General features: G+C 43.4%; 28 protein-coding genes. All 28 read left to right on the forward strand.

Annotated features, from left to right (window positions below; genetic code table 11):
- Positions 1-124 precede the first annotated feature (124 nt).
- The 28 genes from WC676_08145 (at position 125) to WC676_08280 (ending at position 22556) form a co-directional block, all read left to right on the forward strand.
- The gene (locus tag WC676_08145) at positions 125-1303 is read left to right on the forward strand and encodes a FecR family protein (GenBank protein MFA5060581.1); all 1179 of its coding nucleotides are present in this window, start codon (positions 125-127) and stop codon (positions 1301-1303) included.
- A 159-nt stretch (positions 1304-1462) separates the two neighbouring features.
- A complete protein-coding gene (locus tag WC676_08150; protein MFA5060582.1) occupies positions 1463-2674 on the forward strand; it encodes a hypothetical protein in 1212 nt (403 codons plus the stop codon).
- 4 nt (positions 2675-2678) lie between these two features.
- Positions 2679-3242: a hypothetical protein gene (locus tag WC676_08155; GenBank protein MFA5060583.1), complete on the forward strand. Its 564-nt coding sequence runs from the start codon at positions 2679-2681 to the stop codon at positions 3240-3242.
- A gap of 16 nt (positions 3243-3258) precedes the next feature.
- The gene (locus tag WC676_08160; protein MFA5060584.1) at positions 3259-3741 is read left to right on the forward strand and encodes a hypothetical protein; all 483 of its coding nucleotides are present in this window, start codon (positions 3259-3261) and stop codon (positions 3739-3741) included.
- A 7-nt stretch (positions 3742-3748) separates the two neighbouring features.
- Positions 3749-4018 (forward strand): thioredoxin family protein, encoded by a 270-nt coding sequence (locus tag WC676_08165; GenBank protein MFA5060585.1) that lies wholly within the window; start codon positions 3749-3751, stop codon positions 4016-4018.
- 8 nt (positions 4019-4026) lie between these two features.
- Positions 4027-4542, forward strand: a complete 516-nt coding sequence (locus WC676_08170; protein ID MFA5060586.1) for a PadR family transcriptional regulator — start codon at positions 4027-4029, stop codon at positions 4540-4542.
- 124 nt (positions 4543-4666) lie between these two features.
- On the forward strand, positions 4667-6190 hold the full coding sequence (locus tag WC676_08175) for an AMP-binding protein (protein ID MFA5060587.1): 1524 nt from the start codon (positions 4667-4669) through the stop codon (positions 6188-6190).
- On the forward strand, positions 6171-6923 hold the full coding sequence (locus WC676_08180; GenBank protein ID MFA5060588.1) for a hypothetical protein: 753 nt from the start codon (positions 6171-6173) through the stop codon (positions 6921-6923). The genes WC676_08175 and WC676_08180 overlap by 20 nt, the downstream gene beginning before the upstream one ends.
- A gap of 3 nt (positions 6924-6926) precedes the next feature.
- A complete protein-coding gene (locus tag WC676_08185; GenBank protein ID MFA5060589.1) occupies positions 6927-7895 on the forward strand; it encodes a hypothetical protein in 969 nt (322 codons plus the stop codon).
- Positions 7885-8367, forward strand: a complete 483-nt coding sequence (locus WC676_08190) for a hypothetical protein (GenBank protein ID MFA5060590.1) — start codon at positions 7885-7887, stop codon at positions 8365-8367. The genes WC676_08185 and WC676_08190 overlap by 11 nt, the downstream gene beginning before the upstream one ends.
- Before the next feature lie 4 nt (positions 8368-8371).
- On the forward strand, positions 8372-9376 hold the full coding sequence (locus tag WC676_08195; protein ID MFA5060591.1) for a class II aldolase/adducin family protein: 1005 nt from the start codon (positions 8372-8374) through the stop codon (positions 9374-9376).
- A 7-nt stretch (positions 9377-9383) separates the two neighbouring features.
- Positions 9384-10883, forward strand: coding sequence for an aldehyde dehydrogenase family protein (locus WC676_08200; GenBank protein ID MFA5060592.1), 1500 nt, complete (start codon positions 9384-9386; stop codon positions 10881-10883).
- 103 nt (positions 10884-10986) lie between these two features.
- Positions 10987-12468, forward strand: coding sequence for a radical SAM protein (locus WC676_08205; protein MFA5060593.1), 1482 nt, complete (start codon positions 10987-10989; stop codon positions 12466-12468).
- A 23-nt stretch (positions 12469-12491) separates the two neighbouring features.
- A complete protein-coding gene (locus WC676_08210; protein ID MFA5060594.1) occupies positions 12492-12767 on the forward strand; it encodes a DUF2621 family protein in 276 nt (91 codons plus the stop codon).
- Entirely contained in the window at positions 12754-13218 is a 465-nt protein-coding gene (locus tag WC676_08215; GenBank protein MFA5060595.1) for an SRPBCC family protein, read from the forward strand. Before WC676_08210 ends, WC676_08215 begins: the two co-directional genes overlap by 14 nt.
- Complete coding sequence (locus WC676_08220; protein MFA5060596.1) at positions 13215-14216, forward strand: 2-dehydropantoate 2-reductase; 1002 nt, start codon at positions 13215-13217, stop codon at positions 14214-14216. The genes WC676_08215 and WC676_08220 overlap by 4 nt, the downstream gene beginning before the upstream one ends.
- Before the next feature lie 30 nt (positions 14217-14246).
- A complete protein-coding gene (locus tag WC676_08225; GenBank protein ID MFA5060597.1) occupies positions 14247-15509 on the forward strand; it encodes a beta-ketoacyl-[acyl-carrier-protein] synthase family protein in 1263 nt (420 codons plus the stop codon).
- Positions 15502-16749 carry a beta-ketoacyl-[acyl-carrier-protein] synthase family protein gene (locus WC676_08230; GenBank protein ID MFA5060598.1) on the forward strand — a complete coding sequence of 416 codons (1248 nt, stop codon included), beginning with the start codon at positions 15502-15504 and terminating at the stop codon, positions 16747-16749. The genes WC676_08225 and WC676_08230 overlap by 8 nt, the downstream gene beginning before the upstream one ends.
- A complete protein-coding gene (locus WC676_08235) occupies positions 16746-16940 on the forward strand; it encodes a PspC domain-containing protein (GenBank protein ID MFA5060599.1) in 195 nt (64 codons plus the stop codon). Before WC676_08230 ends, WC676_08235 begins: the two co-directional genes overlap by 4 nt.
- A gap of 30 nt (positions 16941-16970) precedes the next feature.
- Positions 16971-17228 carry a phosphopantetheine-binding protein gene (locus WC676_08240; GenBank protein MFA5060600.1) on the forward strand — a complete coding sequence of 86 codons (258 nt, stop codon included), beginning with the start codon at positions 16971-16973 and terminating at the stop codon, positions 17226-17228.
- A gap of 66 nt (positions 17229-17294) precedes the next feature.
- Complete coding sequence (locus tag WC676_08245; protein MFA5060601.1) at positions 17295-18098, forward strand: cyclase family protein; 804 nt, start codon at positions 17295-17297, stop codon at positions 18096-18098.
- Positions 18099-18224: 126 nt separating this feature from the next.
- Entirely contained in the window at positions 18225-19145 is a 921-nt protein-coding gene (locus WC676_08250) for a magnesium transporter CorA family protein (protein ID MFA5060602.1), read from the forward strand.
- Between the two features lie 27 nt (positions 19146-19172).
- Positions 19173-19673 (forward strand): SRPBCC family protein, encoded by a 501-nt coding sequence (locus WC676_08255; GenBank protein ID MFA5060603.1) that lies wholly within the window; start codon positions 19173-19175, stop codon positions 19671-19673.
- Between the two features lie 65 nt (positions 19674-19738).
- Entirely contained in the window at positions 19739-20881 is a 1143-nt protein-coding gene (locus tag WC676_08260; GenBank protein ID MFA5060604.1) for an MFS transporter, read from the forward strand.
- On the forward strand, positions 20874-21647 hold the full coding sequence (locus WC676_08265; GenBank protein MFA5060605.1) for an SDR family oxidoreductase: 774 nt from the start codon (positions 20874-20876) through the stop codon (positions 21645-21647). The genes WC676_08260 and WC676_08265 overlap by 8 nt, the downstream gene beginning before the upstream one ends.
- 1 nt (position 21648) lies before the next feature.
- A complete protein-coding gene (locus tag WC676_08270; protein MFA5060606.1) occupies positions 21649-22020 on the forward strand; it encodes a DUF3568 family protein in 372 nt (123 codons plus the stop codon).
- A 23-nt stretch (positions 22021-22043) separates the two neighbouring features.
- A complete protein-coding gene (locus WC676_08275; protein MFA5060607.1) occupies positions 22044-22283 on the forward strand; it encodes a GIY-YIG nuclease family protein in 240 nt (79 codons plus the stop codon).
- 39 nt (positions 22284-22322) lie between these two features.
- Positions 22323-22556, forward strand: coding sequence for a transcriptional coactivator p15/PC4 family protein (locus WC676_08280; GenBank protein MFA5060608.1), 234 nt, complete (start codon positions 22323-22325; stop codon positions 22554-22556).
- Positions 22557-22605 lie beyond the last annotated feature (49 nt).

Consider the following 22605-nt stretch of genomic DNA (forward strand, 5'->3'; position numbering starts at 1 on the left):
TATCCCTTTTTACCAGTCAAATAGTTCTCTCGTCTTGACAATGGGGTTTTTAAAGGTTATAGTTATCCTACCTTTGCAGTCTTTCTGTTTTTAAAAAACAAATCAAAAAGGAGTAAACTGGTCAATGATAAGAAAATATGTTTTTCTGCAGGTTTTTCTTCTTGCTTTCTTTCTTTGTGTGGGAATTGCTTTTTCTGTTAATGCTGCCGATGAGCCTTCCGGAGTAAACACGCCTCAAATCGTCTATGTCCAAGGAGATGTTTCCATCAATCTTTCAGGGGAAGAATGGATTTCAGCTTCAAAAGGATTAAGCCTTAACGCAAATGCGGCCGTCAAGACTTCTGATGATTCGTACTGCGATATTGCCTTTGATGCTGATCAAAAAAATATTGTCAGCGTTGGTCCGAATTCCGAGATCAAGATCGGAAGTGATTTTCAGCAGGTGAATATATCAGCGGGGCGCGTGTTTTCGAGGATCCGCGGGCTAAAGGAAGGTTCTCGCTTTGAAATTGTCACGCCTCAAGCTGTTGCCGGCGTACGAGGGACAGCATGGGAATCTATTGTTACCAGCAAAAGTGAATTTAAGGTTAAAGAAAATACTGTGTACGTTAACGGGCTTAGCCTAGGCCAAGTGACAACGACAGCCGATGTTTTAGAAGGAAAAGGGATCGAAGTTGGCGATGACGGTAGCTTGGGTGATCTTTCCGATCTATCTCAGGATGATTTAGATCACATGAATCAATGGTCGGGCCGCATTGATCAAACTCTCGGAAATTCTTCAACTGAAGGGAAAGATTGGAAAAAGATCGTTGAGAATTATGACGGCGATTCGTCAAATCTTTTTGAAGAAGTTATGCAAGAAGAAGAGGGAGGGTTTGAAGGCGCTTTTGCATCCGGCGGAAACGGCAATGAAGGATTTATTCTGGCTCGGACGACAGGAGGAGCCGGAGATGGTGGCGGAATTCCCGGTGGCGATATTGTTCCGGGGTCGTTTATCGAGCCTCAGGGAGGGTCTGGTGGCAACGGTGGCGGTGGTGGCGGCGGAGTGCATCCGGGGCATGGATGCTATATTGGCCAGCCCAATTGTACCGGCAACTATTTAATTCCGAAACCATGGCCGGGCCTTAAGCCCAAACCGGTTAAACCGGATAATGCGCATGTTATTCCGGGCAACAATGTCGTGATTGTTAATCCGAATATTCCTCAGCCGCCAGCGGATCTAAATTTAGATGCGTGCGTTGATTGCGGCGCAGTGAATGATGTCGCGCAATTAAACAACGAATCAAAGGGTAAAGGGAAGTAGTAGAAATTTTAAAGAGAAGTGTAAAGAGCGGCTCCGGCAAAACGCCGGAGCCGCTCTTTTTTTAAATCGAAAACTTAATAGTATTTGACACTGATTTATATTTTCCGCTATACTAACTACTAATATTTATTCTCTGGTCAATAGTTTTAAGTTTTACTTATGAAATCAAAACGTTTCCTGATGCTTTCTACGGCTTTTCTTTTTTGTTGTTTTGTTCGCCCTGCCTTTTCTGGTCCGGCTACAAAGCCTCTTCTGCCTATTTTTGATTTTCTCAATGATATTGAATATACGAGCCGTTTTAAGATTGAATATGACGACAATATTTTCTCTGTCGAGGACAGGCAAGATTCTGATTTCCGCCAGGTTTTTACTCAGGGGCTTAGCTATCGTCTTCCAAAAGAAAACTACTATTTCGAGTGGGGATACACGGGAAATTATGCTTATTATGATCAAGAAGCCACAGGGCTTTTGGGGCATTCTGCCAATGTCCTTTATTCCTACCGTCCGTTCAGCAATGTCTCGATAGGTTTGCGCGATGATTATAATTGGCTTGGCGACAGCAAGATCTCCACAACTTTAGGAGACCGTGTTTTTGCTTTAGGTTATATTCAAAATACTCCGGCCGTCGAAGTCAAATATGAGCTCAGCCCGTCATATACACTAAAGGCGGATACGTATTATCAATTTCTCGATGTTGTGGATAGCTCCAATGATGACTTTATTGATAATAAACGCGTGGGTATTTCTTCGCAGTTGGAATATAATTTTACACCCCAGAAAAGTTTAGTTGGATTCTTAGGGCTTGGATATAGCCGCATTGATTTTTCTCAAACTGTTGAGAAGGCTTCGACAACGCAGCGGCTATTCGTTGGGGTGACGGAGAAAATTCCGGGATTGATCAAACTAACACAAGAAATTGGTTTTGCGGATATCGATATGGAAGAAAACTCCAATATGGATGACGCGAACATCGACTACAAGTTTTCCGCGGAAACAATTTTTTCCGTTTATACAAAACTTAACCTTGCGATAAATCTTAGCACCAGAAATCCGTCTTTAAGAAGTGATTATACGCAATACACCAGCAATGCCGCTGTTTTAGGGGTCAGTCATGTGATCAGCCCAAAAACGTCGGCGGGACTTAGCTATTCTTACGAAGATCAAGATTTTTTGGCTTCGGATGTTTTGATCGGTCAGCCCAAAGTGCATAAAAATACGCGTGTTCAAGGCTTGGAATTTGACATCGTTCGTAAAATTAAATCATGGTTGACGCTTGATTTGAAATACGAATATACCAAGCGCGATACCGATTTTGAACAAGAAGGGTATATCGACAACAGATACAGCGCTACGTTTACGGTAAAATATTAATCTCATGAAAAAAAATATTTTTAGTTTCGGATTGTTGTTTGCAGCGGTGGCAACGCTTATATTCTTAGGGAGTGCCTTGGCACAGGACCAGGAGGAGCCGCAACGCTTGACACAAGAGGAATTTGCGGTTGAGTTGGTGCGTCAAATGCGCATGGATCAATTGTTGCCAACGGCGGCGTTGCCGAGCGACTGCGTGGAATTGTTAGATCGCATCGGGATCGCGCCGCTAAAAGGATGGAACCATAAAGCCTTTTTAACGCGAGAAGAATATTTAGTGATCATGGCCAAGGCTCATGGAAGAGAAGGCATTGTCCATGAAAAGGCTGTAAGCGTCGAAGAGAAAAACAGGGAAGTTATTAATGTTAAGTGGCAAGAGGCGCAACAGAAGTCCGGACAGTGGTTGTCTTTGGATGAACTGCTAAATAATCGCGAATATTTTCCTCAAGGCGCGCCGAAAAGTCCCTATGGCGTAAAATATAAAGACGCCAATGGTGACCATAAAGTTGACCCCTTGTTTTTACCGATCGCTGACTTAATAAAAATGACAGAGATTTTCTCGTCACGTTGATAAAATTGAGCTAACTATGAAGAAATTATCCGTTTTAATTGCTTTAGTGTTTATCTTGACCGGCTGTGCCCGCGTAACCGAAGTAACTAAAGCGCTTTGGGGCTCTTCGACGAGGGCTCTTGAAGATTCCCGCGTTGATGCTATTTCAAAAACCTTTCCGTGCTCTTTCGATGATTCCTTTAATGAGGTTTTAAAGATTGCGGCCGCCGGTGTTCCCGCTCCCGTTTTAACCGATGCGGATGACGATGCCAACGCCAACGCTAGCGTGAGCGCTGAAGAAGTGAAGCTGACAGTTTTTATTAAAGACCGGAAGCGAAGCCGTATTGTCCTGATGAATATTCCTAATAGTATTCCAACGACCGAAGTTGGGGTTTTTTTCTTGAGCCTTGGCCCGAGCGAAACAAAAATTGAAATTGCTTCGCTGAGCCCATCAGCTAAAACGACCGCTGCAGAAATATTATTCTCAAGGCTAAGCCAGGCATTTCCCGCTATCAAATAGAAAACTTATGGTTAGAGTTGATATTTTGATCCAACCAAGCCAAGATTGCTCGCAGACAGAAAAAGCGATACGGGTTGCCTCGAAAATCGCCAATGTTCCGGTCCAGGTCAATAAAACAAGTAAATTTGCAGAGTATGCTCATTGCGCTATTAATCCGTCTCAAACGCCGATCATTATTATAAGCGGGCATGTTGAATTTGCCGGCCGAACGCCTGAAGTTGATATTGTAGCGAAGAAATTAGTCGAATATAACCGTCAGTCAAATCCAAACTTTTAGCTATTCCCATGATCGAACACGAACTTCTTTTTTTAGGTTTACTGATGCGCGGTCCAAAACATGGCTACGAAATTAAACGCCAGATCGAAGACGAATTATTTCCATTTATCGGCTTAAAGATCAAATCTATCTATTATCCTCTAAAGAAAATGGAAGAATTAGGTTTGGTGAATAAAGATGTCGGGCGGGAAGGGAAATGGCCGGAAAAATTTGTTTACAGCATCACGCCAAAAGGCGAAAAGATCTTTAATCACCTGATCAATGAAAGCTTTTTATCTATCGAAAGGCCGTATTTTAACGTTGATTTGGCGCTATATTTCTTGCAATACGTTGACCGGAAAATTGCCTGGCGCAGATTGAAAGCCAGGGTTATTCTTTTGAGGAGAATTCGCCGCGACTTAGAGGGAATGAAATCAACCATCAAATCAGCCGATGTTCATCTCCAGATCATCTTGGAACACGAGTTAGATCTAGTGACCGCAGAAATAAAATCCATCGACCGCCTTATTGATACTCTCGAATAGTTCATCCAAACCCTACCTTTTCAGCTCCTTTATATATAAGTATTTATCTGTAATATTTTCTTGACAAAGGGGAATTGCGTATTAAAATCAGACTAGTAAAATTTAACTATTTAGGGGGTTTTCTATGAAAGTTAAGCAATTGCTAGAGGATAGAGCGCTGGTTTTTGCTCAAAAACCGGCGGTTATCTTCAAAAATAACATAATTACCTTCAGCCAGCTGCGCGATAATGTCTTTAAGCTAGTCGACGCGCTTAAAGCCTGCGGTGTTTCCAAAGGTGATAAAGTTGCTATTTTTTTGCCAAATTGCCCGGAATATGTGTACAGCTATTTAGCTCTTTTTTCGTTAGGCGCGGTCGTTGTTCCTCTTGATTTTATGTTAAAGATTGATGAGTTAACGGCGTGTTTAGATCATTCTGAAACCAAGTTTTTGATCGCCAAGCAAAATAATGATGTTCTTCTTCGCGATGTCCAAAATAATGTTTCCAGCTTGAGCAAAATTATTGTTCTGGGCGAAGAAATTCCCGGAACGATCTCATTCGAGAGAATTGTTTCATCGGCAAAAGCTCAGGCGCCGGCCGTTGATGTTAATGACCAAGACCCGTCGCTGATTATGTATACGTCCGGAACAACCGGAAAGCCAAAGGGAATTTTGCTTAACTATCGTCATCTCAACGGTTCTCCGAAGGCGATGGAACATTTTGTAGATTTGTCCGACAAAGATGTGAAATTATCGGCGCTTCCGCTTAGCCATATCGCCGGGCTTATTTATATTCAAAATTGCCTGATGTTCGGGATCACGTTAATTTTAATGGAACGGTTTCATCCCGTGGAATTCTTGAAAAATGTGGAACAATACAAGGTTACATGTTTTCATGTTGTACCGGCGATGTATACGGCATTTTTGATGTTAAAAGAAATTGAGAAATTTAACTTATCTTCTTTGCGCTGGATCGTTGTTTTTGGCGCACCTAGTTCTCCGGAGTTGTTGCGCCGTTTTCACCAGTATTGCCCTAACGCGCGTTTTCTAAACGGCTGGGGTATGACCGAAACCTGTCCGCCTAATACCGTAACGCCTTTAGGAAGCGATAAAATTGAAAGCGTGGGCAAGCCTTCGCCGCATTGTGAGATTAAAATTGTTAATGAAAATGATATTGAAGTTAAATCCACAGAAATTGGCGAAGTTGTTATTCGCGGCTGGGTGGTGATGGACGGATATTATAAAGATCCGGAAACGAACAAAGAACTCATCCGTAACGGTTGGTTTCATACGGGTGATCTGGGGCGGTTTGACCAAGAAGGATACTTGTATATCGTCGGACGCAAGAAAGAGATGATCAAAGTCGGCGGACAAATTGTTTACGCGCCGGAAGTGGAAGCGGCTTTGCATAAACACGCGGCCGTTTTTGAAGTGGCGGTTGTCGGAATTCCTGATCAGCTGCGTGGAGAAGCGGTGAAGGCATTTGTTTCTTTGAAAGAAAAGGGAAGCGTTTCGGCGGAAGACTTACGTTATTTCGCGCGTGAGCATTTGGCGCATTTTAAAGTTCCGCATGAGATTGAAATTTTAGATGTTTTGCCAAAGAATAGAACGGGGAAGATCGATAAAGAACTATTAAAGAGAGGATTAGACAATGTCAGAAATGAAGCGTGATATTCATTTAACCGGAAAAGACTTAATGGGCATGGTTCAGCTTCGTCCAAGCGATATTGGAAAATATGCCATCGTTCCCGGGCCCAAAGAGCGGCTGGATAGCTTGCTTAAAAAGATCGAAAATCCGGTTAAGAATTTTTCTTTTATGGAATATACGATGTATACCGGAATGCATGCCGGAACAAAAATTACCGCGATCAATGGCGGACGTTTTTCGGCAGATACGGCGATTACGACGGAAATTCTGTGTAACGCCGAAGCGCAATATATGATCCGCATCGGAAGCTGTGGTGTTTTACGCGAAGATATTAAGGTCGGAGATTTGATCGTTGCGGACAGTGCTTTGCGTGGTGACGGCGTAACGCCGTATTATGTGGATAGCAATTTTCAGCCCCAGGCGGATAGCGCGGCAACAAAAACACTGATCGATGTTGCCAAGCAGTCGGGCTTAAATGTCCATACGGGTAAAGTTTGGTCGACGGATGCGATTTTGCGCGAGACAAAAGACGTGGTCAACGGCGCTATTAAGAAAGATGCGATCGCGGTAGATATGGTCACGTCGGTTTTCTTAACGCTGGCTCAACTTTATAAAGTGCGGGCTGTCGCGATTTTAGCAGTAAGTGACAACATTATTACCGGCGAAATGGGATTCTTAAATCCCGGTTATTATATGGCGGAAGGGGCGATGATCTCCATCGCCTTAAATTGGGTTAAGAAACTCGAGAATAAATAATTCATGAAAGAATCTCCACTATTTTGGCCGGTGCAGTTTAAAGGAAGTTATTTTCTCGTTTTAGACGAGACATTGATTCCCAAAAAACTTCACTATGTAAAAGTGGATAGCGTCAAAGCGGCGGTGGACGTTATCCGTCAGATGAAGACGCGCGCCTTTGGACAGTTTTTGGTTGTATTAAGCACATTTTTGGTTGTTCTTAAAAAAAGCGAGAAAAAAGACTCTGGGCAGCTTTTTGAAGCTCTTCAAAAAGCTGCCCAAGCCCTAAACGCCAGCCGTCCGACTTTTCCGTTTTCTGAAGTGACGGGAATGGTTTTGCATTGGGCCAATCAAGCTCTTCAAGAAAAAAAAGATTTGGTATCGTTTTTGGAAAAGAATATTAACGGATTTTTATCCGGAATTCGCGCACGTCGTTTGGAACGAGTAAATCGTATTGCCGAATTAATGAAAGAGGGAAGTCGTGTTTTAACACATTGTAATGTGAGCGGTGAGCTCGCCATGGCAGCATCCATTTGTCAGGAGCAGAAAAAACAAATTAGCTTTTTTGCTACAGAAACGCGTCCTTTTTTACAAGGTGCTAAATTAACGTGTTGGGAACTGCAAAGAATAGGCGCTGACGTGACGTTGATCGCTGATAATGCCATCGGAACTTTGTTCGGCAATCACCTGATCGATATGGTGATCGTCGGCTCTGATCGTTCCTGCGCTAACGGAGATTTTGCCAATAAGATCGGAACATATCAAATCGCTGTTTTGGCCAAAGAATTCAATGTTCCGTTTTATGCCTTAACTCAGCCGTCGAATAAAATTCCCAAAGGCGACGATATTCCTATTGAAATTCGCGATGAGAAAGAATTATTAGAATTTAACCGTAAGCGCATTGCCCCAAAAGCAGTGAAAGGTTTTTATCCGGGATTTGATGTCGTTACGCGCGATTTTATTAAAGAGGCCATTGCCATCAATGTTAATTAATAGTAAGCGTTCTTGCATTTTGTTGCATGGATTAATTCGCGATGAATTCTTGAAAGGTCTTCTCCAAGAAAAAGCGGAAAGTATTGTGGTTTTGGAAGGGCGGCCACATTTGTCCGGAGCGAAAATATTATGCGCGAAACTTCTTAAAAATAAAATCACACCAACGCTAATCAGTGACAATATGAGTGGTTTTCTTTTCTTTAAAGATTGCGTAAAGGAAGTTTGGCTGGCGTATCAGGAGAAAAATGAACAAGGCGCGCTGTGTGATTGTGGGGGGCTTATCTTAGGTGTTCTGGCAAAACGTCATGGCGTTTCGCTGCGCCTGTTTCCATCTGGGCGCCGCCAGGATCTTATGGCTAAGGAAAGGGATATCTTTTATTTTAACAAAATGCGTGTCGCGCCCAAAGGCGTCAAGGGGTATGTACCGCTTTTAGAATGGGTTCCTAATGAATATATTACGAAAGCTAATTAATCCTATGAATAAAATCAAACAATTAAAGCAAGAGATCATCGAGATTGGAAAACTCATGTGGGATAAAAATCTCGCGACGGGTTTAAACGGAAATATCAGCGCGCGCGTTGAAACGGACAAGATCCTTTTAACGGCGCGCGGAACTTGCCTTGGAAAACTTAAAGAAAATGAACTTCTTTTAATGAACTTAAAAGGAGAGGTCTTAGAGCCGGGAACAGCGTCCAGCGAAAAATTATTACACATCGAGATCTATAAGAATTTTCCGGAAGTCACGGCCATTGTTCATACACATACATCGTATACAAACGGATTTTTTGCGGTGAATAAAACCCTAACGCCTTCCACCTTTGAAACCAAATTTTATTTAGGGGAAGTGAAAGGCATTGACCAAACAACGCCGTCTGTCACGGATGCCGCGCCGGTGATCGATGGGCTAAAAAGCAACAATATCGTTGTTTTACGCAATCACGGAACGGTGGCGATGGGAAAAAGTCTCTTTGATTGCTTTCTGCTCATTCAAGCTTTAGAAGAAGCGATCATTGTCGATAGCGTCAGCCGTTTATATCAGTTGAATTCGGTTTCTTCTCAGGGTTCAAGTGCAAAGGCGCCAGCGCAATCGTTAGCCCAAGAAAAGAAATATAAATTATTTTCCCAGGAACAAGTTGATGAAATTGTGCGGCTCATCAATGGCGATCAGGTTTTAAAAGACCTAGGGAAGAAAACCCAGATGAATATGGATTTGGCGGTTAAATTGAATGAAACCGGCGAGGTATTTAGTTTTTCATTTCAAAATGGACAAATCGCCAAAGTGGGCAGTGATGAAAACGCGGAATTCTTGATCTCGGCTTCCAAAGATATTTGGCGGGCTGTTTTTAACCGCGAAATAGATCCCTTTGTGGCGACGACGCAAAAGAAAATGAATTTGCGCGGGGATTTCGCCAAGATCTCGCGTTGGTATGCGCCTTGCAGCCGCATTTTTGAACTTTGGCAAAGAGCACCTGTGGAATAAAAGAATTATGAAAACAGTAAGCGACATCAGCCAATTCGAATTATTTATAGACGGAAAGAAACAAAAACCGTTATCAGGGCGGTATTTTGACAGCATTAGTCCGTCGACAGGCGAGATCGTCGCCAGATTGGCCGATGGTAATGTGGATGACGCGAAAGCGGCTATTGCCGCGGCCAGGCGAGCTTTTGACGCGGGAATTTGGACAAAATGTTCCGTTCCTGAGCGAGGAAAGTATTTGATTCGCATTGCCGAACTTATTCGGGAGAACGCAAAAGAGCTAGCGCAATTAGAATGCATTGATACCGGAAAGACAATTAAACAAACAACATTTATTGACGTTCCGACTTGCGCGGATACGTTTGAATATTTTGGAAAAATTGAACAGCCGTTACAGGAGAGCTATTTGGCTGTTGCCGCGCCGGTCAAAAGCTTGATCCGACGTGAACCCGTTGGTGTTGCGGGTTGTGTTATTCCATGGAATTATCCCTTGATCATGGCGGCTTGGAAAATTGCTCCGGCATTGGTTTCCGGGAATGCGATCGTTTTTAAGCCGGCACAATTAGCCAGTGTTTCTATTATGCGATTAGCCGAGATCATTGAACATGCCGGATTGCCTAAGGGTGTTATTAATTTTGTTTCCGGAAGCGGACAAAGTGTGGGAAGCGAGCTAGCACGAAACGCGGATGTGGATATGATAAATTTTACCGGAAGTACGGCAACGGGTCAGGAAATTATGCGACTCGCCGCCTCCAATACAAAAAAAATCTGTCTGGAGCTCGGCGGCAAGTCGCCGAACATCATTTTCGCCGATTGCGACTTAGAAGCAGCCGTGGGTGGGGCTATGTCAGCGATCTTTATGAATCAAGGGCAAATGTGCACGGCAGGTTCGCGGCTTTTATTAGAAGATAAAATTTATGATGAATTCATGGCCGCGCTTATCAAAAAAACCAAAGCCTTGAAGATCGGCAACAGTATTAATTACGATACGGATTTTGGTCCACTCATTAGCGCGCAACAAAGAGAGCAGGTTTTAAATTTCATTAAGATCGGCATTAAAGAAGGCGCAAAATTATCGTGTGGCGGGAAAATCCCGGAATCAGCTGATTTAAAAAACGGATTTTTCTTAGAGCCGGCCATTTTTGAAAATGTGAAGAATTCCATGACGATCGCGCAAGAAGAGATTTTCGGGCCGGTTTTGGCAGTCATAAAATTTTCCGGCGAAGAGGAAGCCGTAAAAATCGCCAATGATACAAAATACGGCTTAGCCGCATGTGTATGGACAAAAGATCCCCAAAAAGCAAATACGGTCGCGCGCCAACTTCGTTGCGGGACAGTGTGGATCAATACGTATGGCGGATTTTATAATGAAGCGCCGTTTGGCGGATACAAACAAAGCGGTTTTGGCAGAGAATTAGGTACCGACGGGCTTTTAGAATACAGCCAAGTCAAACATATTTGCGCTGATCAAACGCCCGGCGGAAGGCCTTTAGTGTCGGGGTGGTTTTGACTGAACAGCCCGAGAGTAGTTGGCATATTTTTATTAACAAACATTGTTCGATTGATAAAGAAGCTTCGAAAAACTTAACACAAACAAAAAGGGGGAAGTCAGCATGAAAGCTTTATTCTTAACACCACCGTTAAAAGCGTGGGATTCCCACGGATTTCATAGAGCGGCCAATCAAATGCACGCGCAATTGGCGGCGTATCTGCGTGAAAAGAAAATTTGCGATGTGGCGGTTTTAGATTGCCGCGCTTTTGATATGGATTGGGACGGCATGATGAAAAAAGTTGCCGAAATAAAACCTGATTTTGTTTTTGTCGGCGAACTGCTTCATTCGACTTGCGGTGCTGCCGTTATTTGGTACTTTAATGAGGGCTTACGCCTCATCAAGGAAAAATATCCCAATGTGAAAACAATTGCCGGCGGGCTTTGGTATTCCGGAGATTATGAGCGGCAAATGCGCCTTAACCCCACCATTGATTACATTATGCTCGGGGAAGCCGAATTGACTTTAGAAGAGCTTATCGTCAATATTAAATCCGGAAATAAAAAGAAAGAGCGCGATATTGACGGTTTAGTTTCTCGCGCAGCAGACGGAACGATTGCTCTAGGTCCGCATCGCGATCTTATTCCCGACTTAAATGTTCTTCCAATGCCGGCTTATGACCTATTCCCGATGGATAAATACGTTGGGCACACATATTGGAAACCGTTCGCGGAACTGATGACTTCGCGTGGCTGTCCGGGGAAATGCCATTTTTGTTATGAGTGGGCGCTGTATGATTCGCGCACAGCGACGAAAGATTTTACGTCATGGCGTGGATTAAAAGGAAAACGTATCGTGGATGAATTAGATATCTTAGAAAAGCAGTACGGAATTACCACGATCGTTTTTCAGGATGATGCTTTTAATACCGATACGCAAGCCATGATCGAGTTTTGTGAAGAAAAACTTAAGCGCGGCAATAAAATTGATTGGGTTTGCCTTGGTCGCGCCGACCAGTGGATCGCTCAACACGATATTTTGCCTTTGATGAAGAAGGCCGGTTTATTCTTGGCGCTCACAGGTGTTGAGGTTGAAGACGACCTAAGTTTGCACAAAACAGGCAAGGGTGTGACGATTGATCAAATCAAGAAAACGATCAAGATCTTGCGCGATCAGGATATAGGATCGGTCGGAACAGTTCTGGTCGGCCTTAAAGAAGATACGGAAGCCAAGATCAAGGAACGCCTTCGCGTGGCGGATGAAATTGATGCGGATATTTTCGCGCTGGATTATCTAACGCCTGTTCCTAATTCGCCCGACTGGCGCTATGCCATCAAGAAGGGCTGGTTTGATCCGGACAAGATCGACTTAAGGGTTTGGGATTTTCAGCACCCCGTCATTCCGACGGATTTTCTTTCCATCGAAGAGGTGGGGCGTTTAGGCGCTTGGTGTATGCGGGAATATTATTCCAAACCGGAACGCATTCATCGCATCATGGACAGCAATTACGATATGAAGGTTAAATTGTGCGTGAAAGACTTTATGGATAATATTGCCAAATGGGAGAAGAATTCCCGTGTTGGCGCACAAGCGGCTGCTGTTTAAAAAAGAATCAAAACGGAAAGAATATGATGAATAGCCAAGAGCAAGTTATCTGGGAAGATGAGTCGTTAAAGAAGTTCAATAAAATGATCGCGCGCATTCCACTTTTTCATCGGGAGATCGCGCGTAAAGTTGCTTTTAAAAAAGCAGAGTTAAACGCGAAAGAACGCGGCTCAAAAAAGGTTGAAGAGCCCGACATTATCAAGGCGTTTTTCTCGGAAGTTCCAATGACATTTTATAGCTTGATGATCAAACTTTTAGAAGACGCGGGTTTTGATTATAAGCGTTATGTGGCGAAGTAAGTTGGAACTTAATCATCACTCTATTTTTATTTCGGCGCCGATCGATGCGGTTGGCGCACAAATTGTTCTTTGGGGCGAGGCGTCGTGGTGGCCCAAAAGATGTTCGATGAAATTTATTCCCGAAGACGGTGGGGAAATTAAAGTCGGAAAAAAATTTAAGCAAAAAGTTTTATTTCCCTCAGCGCCAAGCTGGACGGTTTGCGTGACCAGGCTTATTTTAAATCGGGAGATCGAACGCACATTTTTAGACGGGATCTTTAGCGGAAAAGAAACCGTGACGACAAAAAATGTTGCGCAAGGAACACAAGTTGATTATGTAATGGATTTCAAGATCAACGGAAGTTTCAATCAAGTTTTGTGGCGAATTATTTTTCGGCGGCTTCATGACCGTAATATTAAGCTGATCTTGAGAAGTTTAAAAGATTTTATGGAAAAAAAGAGTTTGAAATGATAATTGCGGTTATTGGAGCGGGGGCGATCGGTTCGGTGGTAGCGGCTTATTTGCATAAAACGGGAGTTGATGTTGTTCTCGTCGGCCGCGAAAACCAAGTGAATGCCATCAAACGGTCGGGTTTGAAGATAAACGGTGTGCGCGGCGAAGAAATATTTCGCGTTCCGGCATTAACACGTTTAGATAAAAAATATGATCTAACGATCTTTACGGTTAAAACCCAAGACCTAGAAGATGCTTACGCGCAAAATAGTGAGTTTCTTTTAGAAAATTCTTTAATTCTTTCTACTCAAAACGGTGTTCAGGCGGACAATATTTTAAGCGGCCATTTTGAGAAAGAGAATATGCTCAGCAGTATTGTGATGTTTGGCGCGACGTATATTGAGCCGGGTGTTGTTACTTTTAATTTTGAAGGCGATTGGATCTTAGGAAAGCCGTTTATTTCGGTGGACAAAGAAGTTCGCGATATTGCCGAGATCCTAAAGAAAGCATTTACGGTCGCGGTCTCGACGAATATCGTCGGGATGAAATGGCTTAAACTTTTTGTCAATTTCAATAATTGTCTTCCGGCTTTGATCGGAAAATCTATGCAAGAAACTTTTACCGATATGGATTTTTGTAAATTAAGCGTCATGCTTCTTAAAGAAGGTATCGCGGTCACAGAAAAAGTCGGCATAGAACTTGTATCTTTACCGTCTTTTCCGGCGGAAAGAATTTTTGGATTGACCAAAATGCCCTTAGACCAAGCGGCGGGCATCATGAATAAAACCTTAACCGGTTTAAGCAAAGAGCCTTTATACGGCTCCATCTTGCAGAGCATCTTGCGTCAAAAGGCAAGCGAGATCGATTTTATTAATGGGGAAGTTGTTTTATTAGGAAAACAAGTCCAATCAATGGCGCCATTAAACTTGAAAGTTGTTGATCTTGTCCATAGGGTTGAGCGTGAGCGGCGTTTTTTTACACCGGAAGAAATAAAGAAAGAATTTAGTCTAAATTAAAAAACATCATCGATCGGAGAATTGTCCTTAATGGAAAAACGAAGAGTTGTGATAACGGGAGTTGGGATCGTTTCGCCTAATGGCGTCGGAAAAGAAGCGTGTTGGAAGGGGATGATCAACGGCGTTTCAGCGATAAAACGCGTGACAGAATTTGATGTCTCCATGTTCAATACCAAGATCGCCGCGCAAGCTAGGGATTTTGATCCGCTAAAATTAGGGCTCACATCAGATGAGGCAATTCGCATGGACCGGTATGTGCAATTTGCTATGGTCGGCGCGCGGATGGCCTTAGAAGACGCCAAATTAGACTTAAGCAAAGTTAATCGTGAGCGTATGGGCGTTTCTTTAGCGAACGCGATCTGCGGAACAAAATATATGGAAGAAGAATTCGCGCTGGTGACCGATAACGGAAAAAATCCTATTAATCCGGCGATGGTTCGCCCGCATCTTTATGACGCTTCCATGTTCAATACGCCTTCTAGCGAAATTTCTACCAAATATAATTTAATGGGAATTTGTAATACGATCTCAACCGGGTGTACCGCCGGAACCGATTCGGTGGGATTTTCTTTTGAAGCCATTCAAGACGGAGAAGTTGATGTCATGATCGCGGGTGCCAGCGAAGCGCCGATCACGCCCATCACTTTTGGCGCTTTTGACGTGGTCAATGTCCTGTCGGTCCATAATGATGAACCGGAAAAAGCATCGCGCCCTTTTGACTCGAAACGAAACGGCTTTGTCATTTCCGAGGGTTGCGGGCTTGTTATCTTGGAAGAATTAAATCACGCGTTAAAACGTGGAGCAAAAATTTATTGCGAAGTGGTTGGTTTTGGTACGACCTGTAACGCCTATCATATGACCGACTTGCCTGCGGAAGGCGAGGCCATGACGGATTCCATTAATTTAGCCATGGAAGATGCGGGCATTAAACCTAGAGATATTGACTATATTAACGCGCACGGTTCATCGACAAAACAAAATGATGTTTTTGAAACCAATGCCTACAAAGCATCGCTGGGCGAATATGCTTACAAAATTCCTATCAGTTCTTTAAAGTCCATGATCGGCCACCCCCTCGCCGGCGCTAATGGCGTTGAGATCGCGGTTTGCGCGCTTATTTTTGAGCGTAATATTTTACCGCCGACGATCAATCAAGAATCTCCTGACCCGCAGTGTGATCTGGATTATGTTCCCAATGTGGCACGCGAAAAGAAAATAAACTGTATGCTAAAAACAAGTTCCGGATTTTCCGGCGTTCATTCTTCGATGGTTTTTAGGAGGTATAATGAATAAGATAGCCATTACAGGCCTGGGGATCGTATCTCCCAGTGGAATTGATAAGCGAATTTTCTGGTCTAATTTAAAGGCCGGTAAATCAACGGTAGGACGCATTGAACGCTTTGACGCGTCGCTTTATCCGTCGCATGTGGCGGGGCAAGTTCATGAATTAGACGCCTATAGCCACGTGTCTTCGCGCCTTTTAAAGAAGATCGATCTTTTTTCGCATATGGCGCTGGTAGCTTCCGAAATGGCTATCAAAGACGCGCATTTGGATCTTACGAAAGAAAATTTAAAACGTGCCGGAATTTTTATGGGAAATGCCATCGGCGGCTGGTTGTATGCCGAAACAGAATTGCGGGATCTATATATTGAAGGCCGTGAAGGGGTGAGTCCTTTTATGGCTTCCGCGTGGTTTCCGGCGGCGCCGCAAGGGCAAATTTCCATTAACTACGGAATTAAAGGTTACAGCAAAACGGTTGTTGCGGATCGGGCAAGTTCTTCTATGGCTATTGCTTATGCCGCGAAGAATCTCGTTCACGATAGGAATGATTTTATTTTAGCCGGCGGCATGGAAGCTCCGGTAACGCCTTACGGACTTTTATGCTGTAATACGTCGGGTGTTTTAACGAGGCGTAATGATTTGCCACATAGTGCTTATCGTCCGTTTGATAAAACGCGTGACGGGTTGGCGATCGGTGAGGGGGCTGGCGTTGTTATTTTAGAACGCCCCGAGCGCGCGCAAAAAAGAAATGCCAGAACGTATGCCTACATTACCGGCTACGGAACGACAACAGATGGCGTCAATAGAATTGAACCTGCCGCCGATGGTGTTCAGCTAGCGCGGGCTATTTCTATGGCGCTGGATGATGCCGGTTTAGAGCCGAAACAAATTGATTATATTTGCGCCGACGGATCAGCAACACAGATCGGCGATATTAGTGAAACAAGGGCTATCAAAAAAGTGTTTAACGGTTACGCGAAGAAAATTCCTGTTTCCGCGCCGAAGTCTATGTTCGGAAATCTTTTAGGCGCTTCAGGCGCGGCGGATGTGATCGCGACGATCTTAGCCATGCGCTATGGAACTGTTCCTCCGACGATCAACTATGAAACACCGGACCCAGAGTGCGATTTAGATTATTGTCCTAATAAAGCGCAAGCTAAAGAAATTAAAAACGCGCTGGTGATCTCTCGCGGGCGGGGCGGAATTAATACGGCGTTGGTTTTAGAAAAGAACAAGGAGCAGAAGCCATGAAAAAATTATATCGTTCAGAAACAGATAAGAAAATAGCCGGTGTTTGCGGCGGCCTTAGCGAATACTTTGACATTGACCCGGTGATCTTTCGCATTCTTTTTGCGGCATTGTTTTTTGTGGGTGGGTTTGGGCTTTTGCTTTATATCATCATGTGGTTTGCGGTTCATTCAAAATCAAATATAAAAAATTAAAACACAAATTGCTTAAAAGAGGAGAGAAAGATGTCAATAGAAGCAAGTGCCTTAACGGCAGAGCAAAGAGTTAAGAATATTCTCAAAAAAGTTTTGGATATTGACCCCAGCGAAGTTAAGTCGGATGCGAAACTTGACCAATCGTTGGGAATTGATTCAACCGAGATGGTGGAGATTTCCGTCGGAGTCAAGAAGGAATTTAATGTTCCCATTGCCGATAACGAGATCAAAAAGACTTTTTCGGTGAATGATATTCTTAATGTCCTAAAAACAAAAGGCATAAAATAGCTATCAGCCTTCAGTCTTCAGCTTTCAGCAGCTGATGACTGATGACTGATGACTGAAAGCTGGAAAATGAAAATCATCGACCTTAGCCTTCCCATTGATGACAGTTTGAAAGAAACGCATGCGGCCACCATTGAGCGTATTGCGCACAAAGCGGGCGTTGAGCATTTTAACTGGGTGGTGATGAAAAACCAACCCGGCGGCGAAGAACGTTTTAATAAAGGCGAACGCGTCGCAACACCTCAGGAAATTCCTGACGGCGAAATGCTTTCCTTAGAGATCGTTAATTCTTCCGTGCATATGGGCTCGCACGTGGATGCGCCGTTTCATTATGGCTCAACCTGCGAAGGGAAGCCTTCCAAGCAAATTATGGATATTCCGCTGGAATGGTGCATAGGCCCCGGCGTTGTTTTGGACTTCTCTCATTTGAAATTTCCTGATTTTATTGACAAAGAAAAAATTGTGGCAGCGCTTAAAAAAATCAGTTATACACTTAAAAAAGGCGACATCGTTCTTTTGCGCACCGACGGAGATAAGCTTTTGGGCACAGATGATTACGTTAATAAATACGTCGGATGCGTTCCTAGCGCTATTGAATATCTTTTAGATAACGGCATCAAGATGATGGGCATTGATACGATCGGTTTAGATCGTCCATGCTTTTTAATGTTCAAAGAATTTTTAACAACGAAAGACAAAAGCAAGATTTGGCCGTGCCACTTTTTAGGCCGCAAGAGGGAATATTGCCATATGGAACGTCTGGGGAATTTAAAAGCAATTCCCAAGCCTTTTGGATTTACTGTTTCTTGTTTGCCGGTAAAAGTTAAGAACGCAGGCGCAGGTTGGTGCCGCGCTATTGCGTTATTAGAATAGTAAGCAGCGCGGCACCAACCCCCGCGCTTTGATTTACGAAGTAAATCAGCAGGGGGATGAAGTAGAGTAGTTGTGATCATTGATTAAAGATAAAGCCGTTTAAACGAAACACGTGGGGGTACGAAAATGCTAAAACAATATAAGATCATCGAGCATAAACTTGTTGAAAGTGAAGAGGGTGGCTGTCCGGTTTTAGTTTATGTCTGTCCGGATGAGAAAGAAAGAAAGCATCTGGTGGAAGAACTAAAAATTGACGAGCATAACGTCCATTCCGCCTTAGACCCTAATGAGTTGTCCCGTGTGGAGTTTGACGAAAATCATGCCGTTGTTATCATTAAGCGCCCAAAACGATATTCGTCCGAAGATAATTTTATTTTCAAGATCTCATCCATTGGTTTATTCATTTTTCCGGATAAATTAGTCGTCATTCGAGCCGAAGATGCCGCTATCTTTGACGCGCGTGAATTTCAAAAGATACAGACCATTCAAGATGTTGTTTTGCGCATTATTCGACGCTGTATCTTACATTTTGAAGAGCATTTACACGTTTTGCAGGCGATCTCCGATGAGTTGGAAGAGAAGATCAACCAATCCATGGAAAATAAACAACTGCATAATATGTTCGGGCTAGAAAAAAGCCTGGTGTATTACTTAAAAGCCATTAGCTCCAATTCCAGGGCGATTGAGAAGCTGAAAGTTAATACGGCAAAATTAAATTTCAATACCGACAATGTGGAATACTTAGACGATCTCGCTATCGAAAACAGCCAATGTTACGAACAGGCGAATACCTATTCTCAGGTTCTTTCCAGTCTTATGGATGCCCGGGTTTCTATCGTCAGCAATAACTTGAATATTTTGATTAAAAAGTTAACTTTTGTCATGATCAGCATTATGGTTCCGACGCTTATCATTAGCGCGTTTTCCATGAATGTTAAGCTTCCTATGGATCAAGAGCATTCCATGATCCCGTTTTGGATCATTATGAGCTTGTCTATTGTTGCCGGTGCGGCGGTTTATTTGATCTGGAGATTTAAAAAACTTTAAATTTGTTACAAGCGAAAGGACGAATACATGGCAACGACAAGAAATTCAATTGTGATCAATGCGCCTTACAGTTTGGTTTTTGACATCTCCAATAAGATCGAACGCTGGACGGAACTTTTTGGCAAAGAATATGTCAAAGCCGAAGTGTTGGAGCGCAAGGGAAATGAGATCACCTTTCGGCTTACCGACGATGAGAATAAAAGCTGGGTTTCCAAGCGCTGGCTGGATAAGGAACATAAATTCGCGGTCGCTTCGCGCCATGAGCCGATGTTTCCGTTTAAATATATGAAGATCGTCTGGTTTTATATTGAAACGCCGGAAGGAATAGAAATGATCTGGGTTCAGGATTTTGAAATGGATCCTAAATTCACTAAATTTACTTCAGAGCAGATCGCAGGATTTATTAATCAGCACTCGCAGCATAATTTGAAAATCTTTAAGAAAGTGATTGAAGATGAAGCGAAGTTGTCCCGACGCGACGACGTTTCATCGTCGGTCGGGATGCCGACTTCAACTAAAAAGCATTAAAAAAACGTCGGCAAAAAAGAGGCCTCTCAATTAGCGACAAAAAAATAATCTTCATTTCTTTATGTCTGGGTAATATTGCCGTTTCTTTCAATAACGGCGCTGTTGCCGCCGCCATTCCCACCATCGCGCAAAGTTTGAACCTTTCCGATATTACGGTTGCAAGGGTCGTTCCGTTTTACATGATCCCTTATGGCTTAGGAGCTCTGCTTTACGCGCCGCTCACGCGTTTTTTTTCCTATCGGCTAACTTTACTGATGGCGATGATCGTTTATGCGATCGCGAGTTTGGCAGCGGGATTGAGCCAATCGCTTAATTTCATGCTTTTTTCGCTTGTGGCAGCCGGGGCAGCCGGGGCCAGCTCAACACCGTTAAGCTTAATGTTGATCGGCGATCTTTTTGAGAAAAATATCCGCGGACGGATGATCGGAGGATTTTTTGGATTAAGTTTTCTTTCGTCATTGGCCGGAATGATCGTGATGGGTATTTTTGATTGGCGCTGGCTTTTTTTTGTTCCGGCGGTCGTTGCGGCCATCAACGCTTTATCCTGGGCGGCCTTAAACCAAAAACTTTTAAACTCCTGCCATCAGAAAAATATCAATTATATTACCGCGTTTTTAAAGCCTGATATCCGCAACATTTTTATTTTTATTTTCATTACCAGCTTTTTATATCATGGCGTGCAAAAATGGTACGGTGTTTATCTTTCGCAGGAATACGGCTTTGGCAAAGAGCTGGTGAGCTTTGTCCTTATTGCCGCCGCGCTTTGCGGGCTTTTGGGCCAGCAGATCGGCGGATTTTTATCGGATAAACGGGGAAGGTTATTCGCCTGCTACACAGGGCTAGCTATTTTGGCGGTTGGTATTATGCTTTTATCCGGGCATTATCCGTTCGCGCTTTTGACGTTTGTTTTAGGCCTGATCACGATCGGCTGGACGGTGTGCCATAATTCGGTTTCCACTATTCTTACCGATTTTCCCGATGAAGACCGTCCGATCATGGCCAGCCTTAATTCCGGCGTGCGCTTTGTCAGCGGCGGTTTAGGATTTTCTTTGAGTAAATATTTTGTGGAGAAAAGTTTTAGCTTAACATTTTTAGCATTTGGTGCTTTAATATTCTTATTAATATTCTACGTAAAATTGATATTAGAGCGAAGCGTTATCAAAAATGAAACAACACATGACATCATTGGAGGGGAATTGAATGGATAATTTGAAAGGAAAAACGGCGGTGATCACCGGGGCTAGTCGCGGCATAGGAAAGGCGATCGCGCTGCGATTGGCGGAAAAAGGAATTAATCTCGTGTTGGCCGCGCGCACCAAAGACACTTTGGATGAGGCGGTTAAGGATATTAAAGCCAAAACCGGCGTTAAAGTGATCGGAGTTCCGACGGATGTGGCCAAGCTCGAGGATCTAAAAAATTTAACCGAAGCCGCTTATAAAGAGTTTAAAGTTGTGGATATTTTGGTCAATTGCGCCGGAGTTTCCAGTCAATTTCCGTTTGAAAAACAACCCATAGAAGACATGGAAAAACTCGCGCATACCAATTATTTGGGCTATGTGCGGCTTATCCGTTTACTTATTCCGCAAATGATCGAGCGCAAAAAAGGTTCCATTATCAGCGTCGTGTCGGGTTCAACACTGGTAGATCCGATCCCGCGCACGTTTTTAACGTATAGTTCTTTAAAAGTGGGCTTACGCGCTTTTTTAAAAGGATTGTTTTGGGAAATGCGCGATCACGGAATCAAGGTCACATCCATTTTGCCCGGTGTGGTGGATAGCGACTTAACGGGGCATTTGCAAGATATTGCCAAAGAGCAAAAAGATCGTTTGATGTCGCCCTCTGCTGTGGCTGATATGGTGGAATACGCGCTGTCCGTTCCGGAAAATGCCTGCCCGCTGGAATTAGCGGTCATCAATCAGCAAACGCCGTGGACGAAGCCAGTCATAGACTACAAACAACAACAGGCGAAATAAAATGATGATGCGAAATATTTTCTTAAGTATTTTCCTTATTGTAAATAGCGGTTGTGCGGCGGCCATTGTTGGCGGCGCGGCCGTGGGCGCTGTTGCGGTTTCCCAGGATTTTGCCACCACCTCGGTGGATGTCAATTACAAAAGAGCCTGGAGCATTGCTAATGAACAATTAAAAAAGATCGGGGAAGCGAAGCGCACATTCCAAAAGATCGGCGAGATCAATGCCATCGTGGAAGGCTCAACCGTGCGCGTGAAGATCTCAAAGCTGACCGAGCGCACCGTAGATATAAAGGTGTCCGCTCGAAAAAATATGCTGCCGAATACAGAACTGGCGCAGACGATTCTTGCGGCAATTCTACGTAAACTTCAATGAGCAAGCCCAGCACTAATTTTGCCATGTATTATGTATACGTATTAAGAAGCAAAGCTGACAACCAATTGTACTACGGCTATACCAATAATATCGAAAGGCGATTTGCGGAACACAATATAGATTTTGAATGGGATTTGATTTATTATGAAGCTTTCTTCTCTGAAAAAGATGCGCGGTTACGAGAGCGAAAGCTAAAAGATTATGGGCAATCAAGAACTCATCTTAAAAATAGAATTCAACATTCTTTGAAAAGACAAAATTAGTGCTGGGCATTTCCGGAAATAAAAAAACGGAGAAATGAAATGGACAAAACAGTTAAGGTTTTTAAGAAAAACAAGTTTCAGGAAATTCGCGTTGGGATCAGGGAATTTAAGGGCAATGATTTGATCGACATCCGCACCTGGACGCAAACGCAAGGAACCGAAGAAATGGTTCCCACCGCCAAAGGTGTGTCGCTTAACATCAGCCTTTTAAACGAACTCAAAGACGCGCTGGTGCAGGTTGAGAAGGAATTAAAAGAAAGCAGAATGATTTAATTTGCCCATACAACTTTTATATTAGAAAAGGCAAATCAAGAAGGGAATT

The organism is Candidatus Omnitrophota bacterium (genome assembly GCA_041649175.1).
Taxonomy (GTDB): Bacteria; Omnitrophota; Gorgyraeia; order Zapsychrales; family JBAZNR01; genus JBAZNR01.

Excerpts from the sequence above, each read along its gene's own strand:
- WC676_08145 (MFA5060581.1), top strand. The coding sequence starts at position 125 with ATGATAAGAAAATATGTTTTTCTGCAGGTTTTTCTTCTTGCTTTCTTT.
- WC676_08150 (MFA5060582.1), top strand. The coding sequence starts at position 1,463 with ATGAAATCAAAACGTTTCCTGATGCTTTCTACGGCTTTTCTTTTTTGT.
- WC676_08155 (MFA5060583.1), top strand. The coding sequence starts at position 2,679 with ATGAAAAAAAATATTTTTAGTTTCGGATTGTTGTTTGCAGCGGTGGCA.
- WC676_08160 (MFA5060584.1), top strand. The coding sequence starts at position 3,259 with ATGAAGAAATTATCCGTTTTAATTGCTTTAGTGTTTATCTTGACCGGC.
- WC676_08165 (MFA5060585.1), top strand. The coding sequence starts at position 3,749 with ATGGTTAGAGTTGATATTTTGATCCAACCAAGCCAAGATTGCTCGCAG.
- WC676_08170 (MFA5060586.1), top strand. The coding sequence starts at position 4,027 with ATGATCGAACACGAACTTCTTTTTTTAGGTTTACTGATGCGCGGTCCA.
- WC676_08175 (MFA5060587.1), top strand. The coding sequence starts at position 4,667 with ATGAAAGTTAAGCAATTGCTAGAGGATAGAGCGCTGGTTTTTGCTCAA.
- WC676_08180 (MFA5060588.1), top strand. The coding sequence starts at position 6,171 with ATGTCAGAAATGAAGCGTGATATTCATTTAACCGGAAAAGACTTAATG.
- WC676_08185 (MFA5060589.1), top strand. The coding sequence starts at position 6,927 with ATGAAAGAATCTCCACTATTTTGGCCGGTGCAGTTTAAAGGAAGTTAT.
- WC676_08190 (MFA5060590.1), top strand. The coding sequence starts at position 7,885 with ATGTTAATTAATAGTAAGCGTTCTTGCATTTTGTTGCATGGATTAATT.
- WC676_08195 (MFA5060591.1), top strand. The coding sequence starts at position 8,372 with ATGAATAAAATCAAACAATTAAAGCAAGAGATCATCGAGATTGGAAAA.
- WC676_08200 (MFA5060592.1), top strand. The coding sequence starts at position 9,384 with ATGAAAACAGTAAGCGACATCAGCCAATTCGAATTATTTATAGACGGA.
- WC676_08205 (MFA5060593.1), top strand. The coding sequence starts at position 10,987 with ATGAAAGCTTTATTCTTAACACCACCGTTAAAAGCGTGGGATTCCCAC.
- WC676_08210 (MFA5060594.1), top strand. The coding sequence starts at position 12,492 with ATGATGAATAGCCAAGAGCAAGTTATCTGGGAAGATGAGTCGTTAAAG.
- WC676_08215 (MFA5060595.1), top strand. The coding sequence starts at position 12,754 with ATGTGGCGAAGTAAGTTGGAACTTAATCATCACTCTATTTTTATTTCG.
- WC676_08220 (MFA5060596.1), top strand. The coding sequence starts at position 13,215 with ATGATAATTGCGGTTATTGGAGCGGGGGCGATCGGTTCGGTGGTAGCG.
- WC676_08225 (MFA5060597.1), top strand. The coding sequence starts at position 14,247 with ATGGAAAAACGAAGAGTTGTGATAACGGGAGTTGGGATCGTTTCGCCT.
- WC676_08230 (MFA5060598.1), top strand. The coding sequence starts at position 15,502 with ATGAATAAGATAGCCATTACAGGCCTGGGGATCGTATCTCCCAGTGGA.
- WC676_08235 (MFA5060599.1), top strand. The coding sequence starts at position 16,746 with ATGAAAAAATTATATCGTTCAGAAACAGATAAGAAAATAGCCGGTGTT.
- WC676_08240 (MFA5060600.1), top strand. The coding sequence starts at position 16,971 with ATGTCAATAGAAGCAAGTGCCTTAACGGCAGAGCAAAGAGTTAAGAAT.
- WC676_08245 (MFA5060601.1), top strand. The coding sequence starts at position 17,295 with ATGAAAATCATCGACCTTAGCCTTCCCATTGATGACAGTTTGAAAGAA.
- WC676_08250 (MFA5060602.1), top strand. The coding sequence starts at position 18,225 with ATGCTAAAACAATATAAGATCATCGAGCATAAACTTGTTGAAAGTGAA.
- WC676_08255 (MFA5060603.1), top strand. The coding sequence starts at position 19,173 with ATGGCAACGACAAGAAATTCAATTGTGATCAATGCGCCTTACAGTTTG.
- WC676_08265 (MFA5060605.1), top strand. The coding sequence starts at position 20,874 with ATGGATAATTTGAAAGGAAAAACGGCGGTGATCACCGGGGCTAGTCGC.
- WC676_08270 (MFA5060606.1), top strand. The coding sequence starts at position 21,649 with ATGATGATGCGAAATATTTTCTTAAGTATTTTCCTTATTGTAAATAGC.
- WC676_08275 (MFA5060607.1), top strand. The coding sequence starts at position 22,044 with ATGTATTATGTATACGTATTAAGAAGCAAAGCTGACAACCAATTGTAC.
- WC676_08280 (MFA5060608.1), top strand. The coding sequence starts at position 22,323 with ATGGACAAAACAGTTAAGGTTTTTAAGAAAAACAAGTTTCAGGAAATT.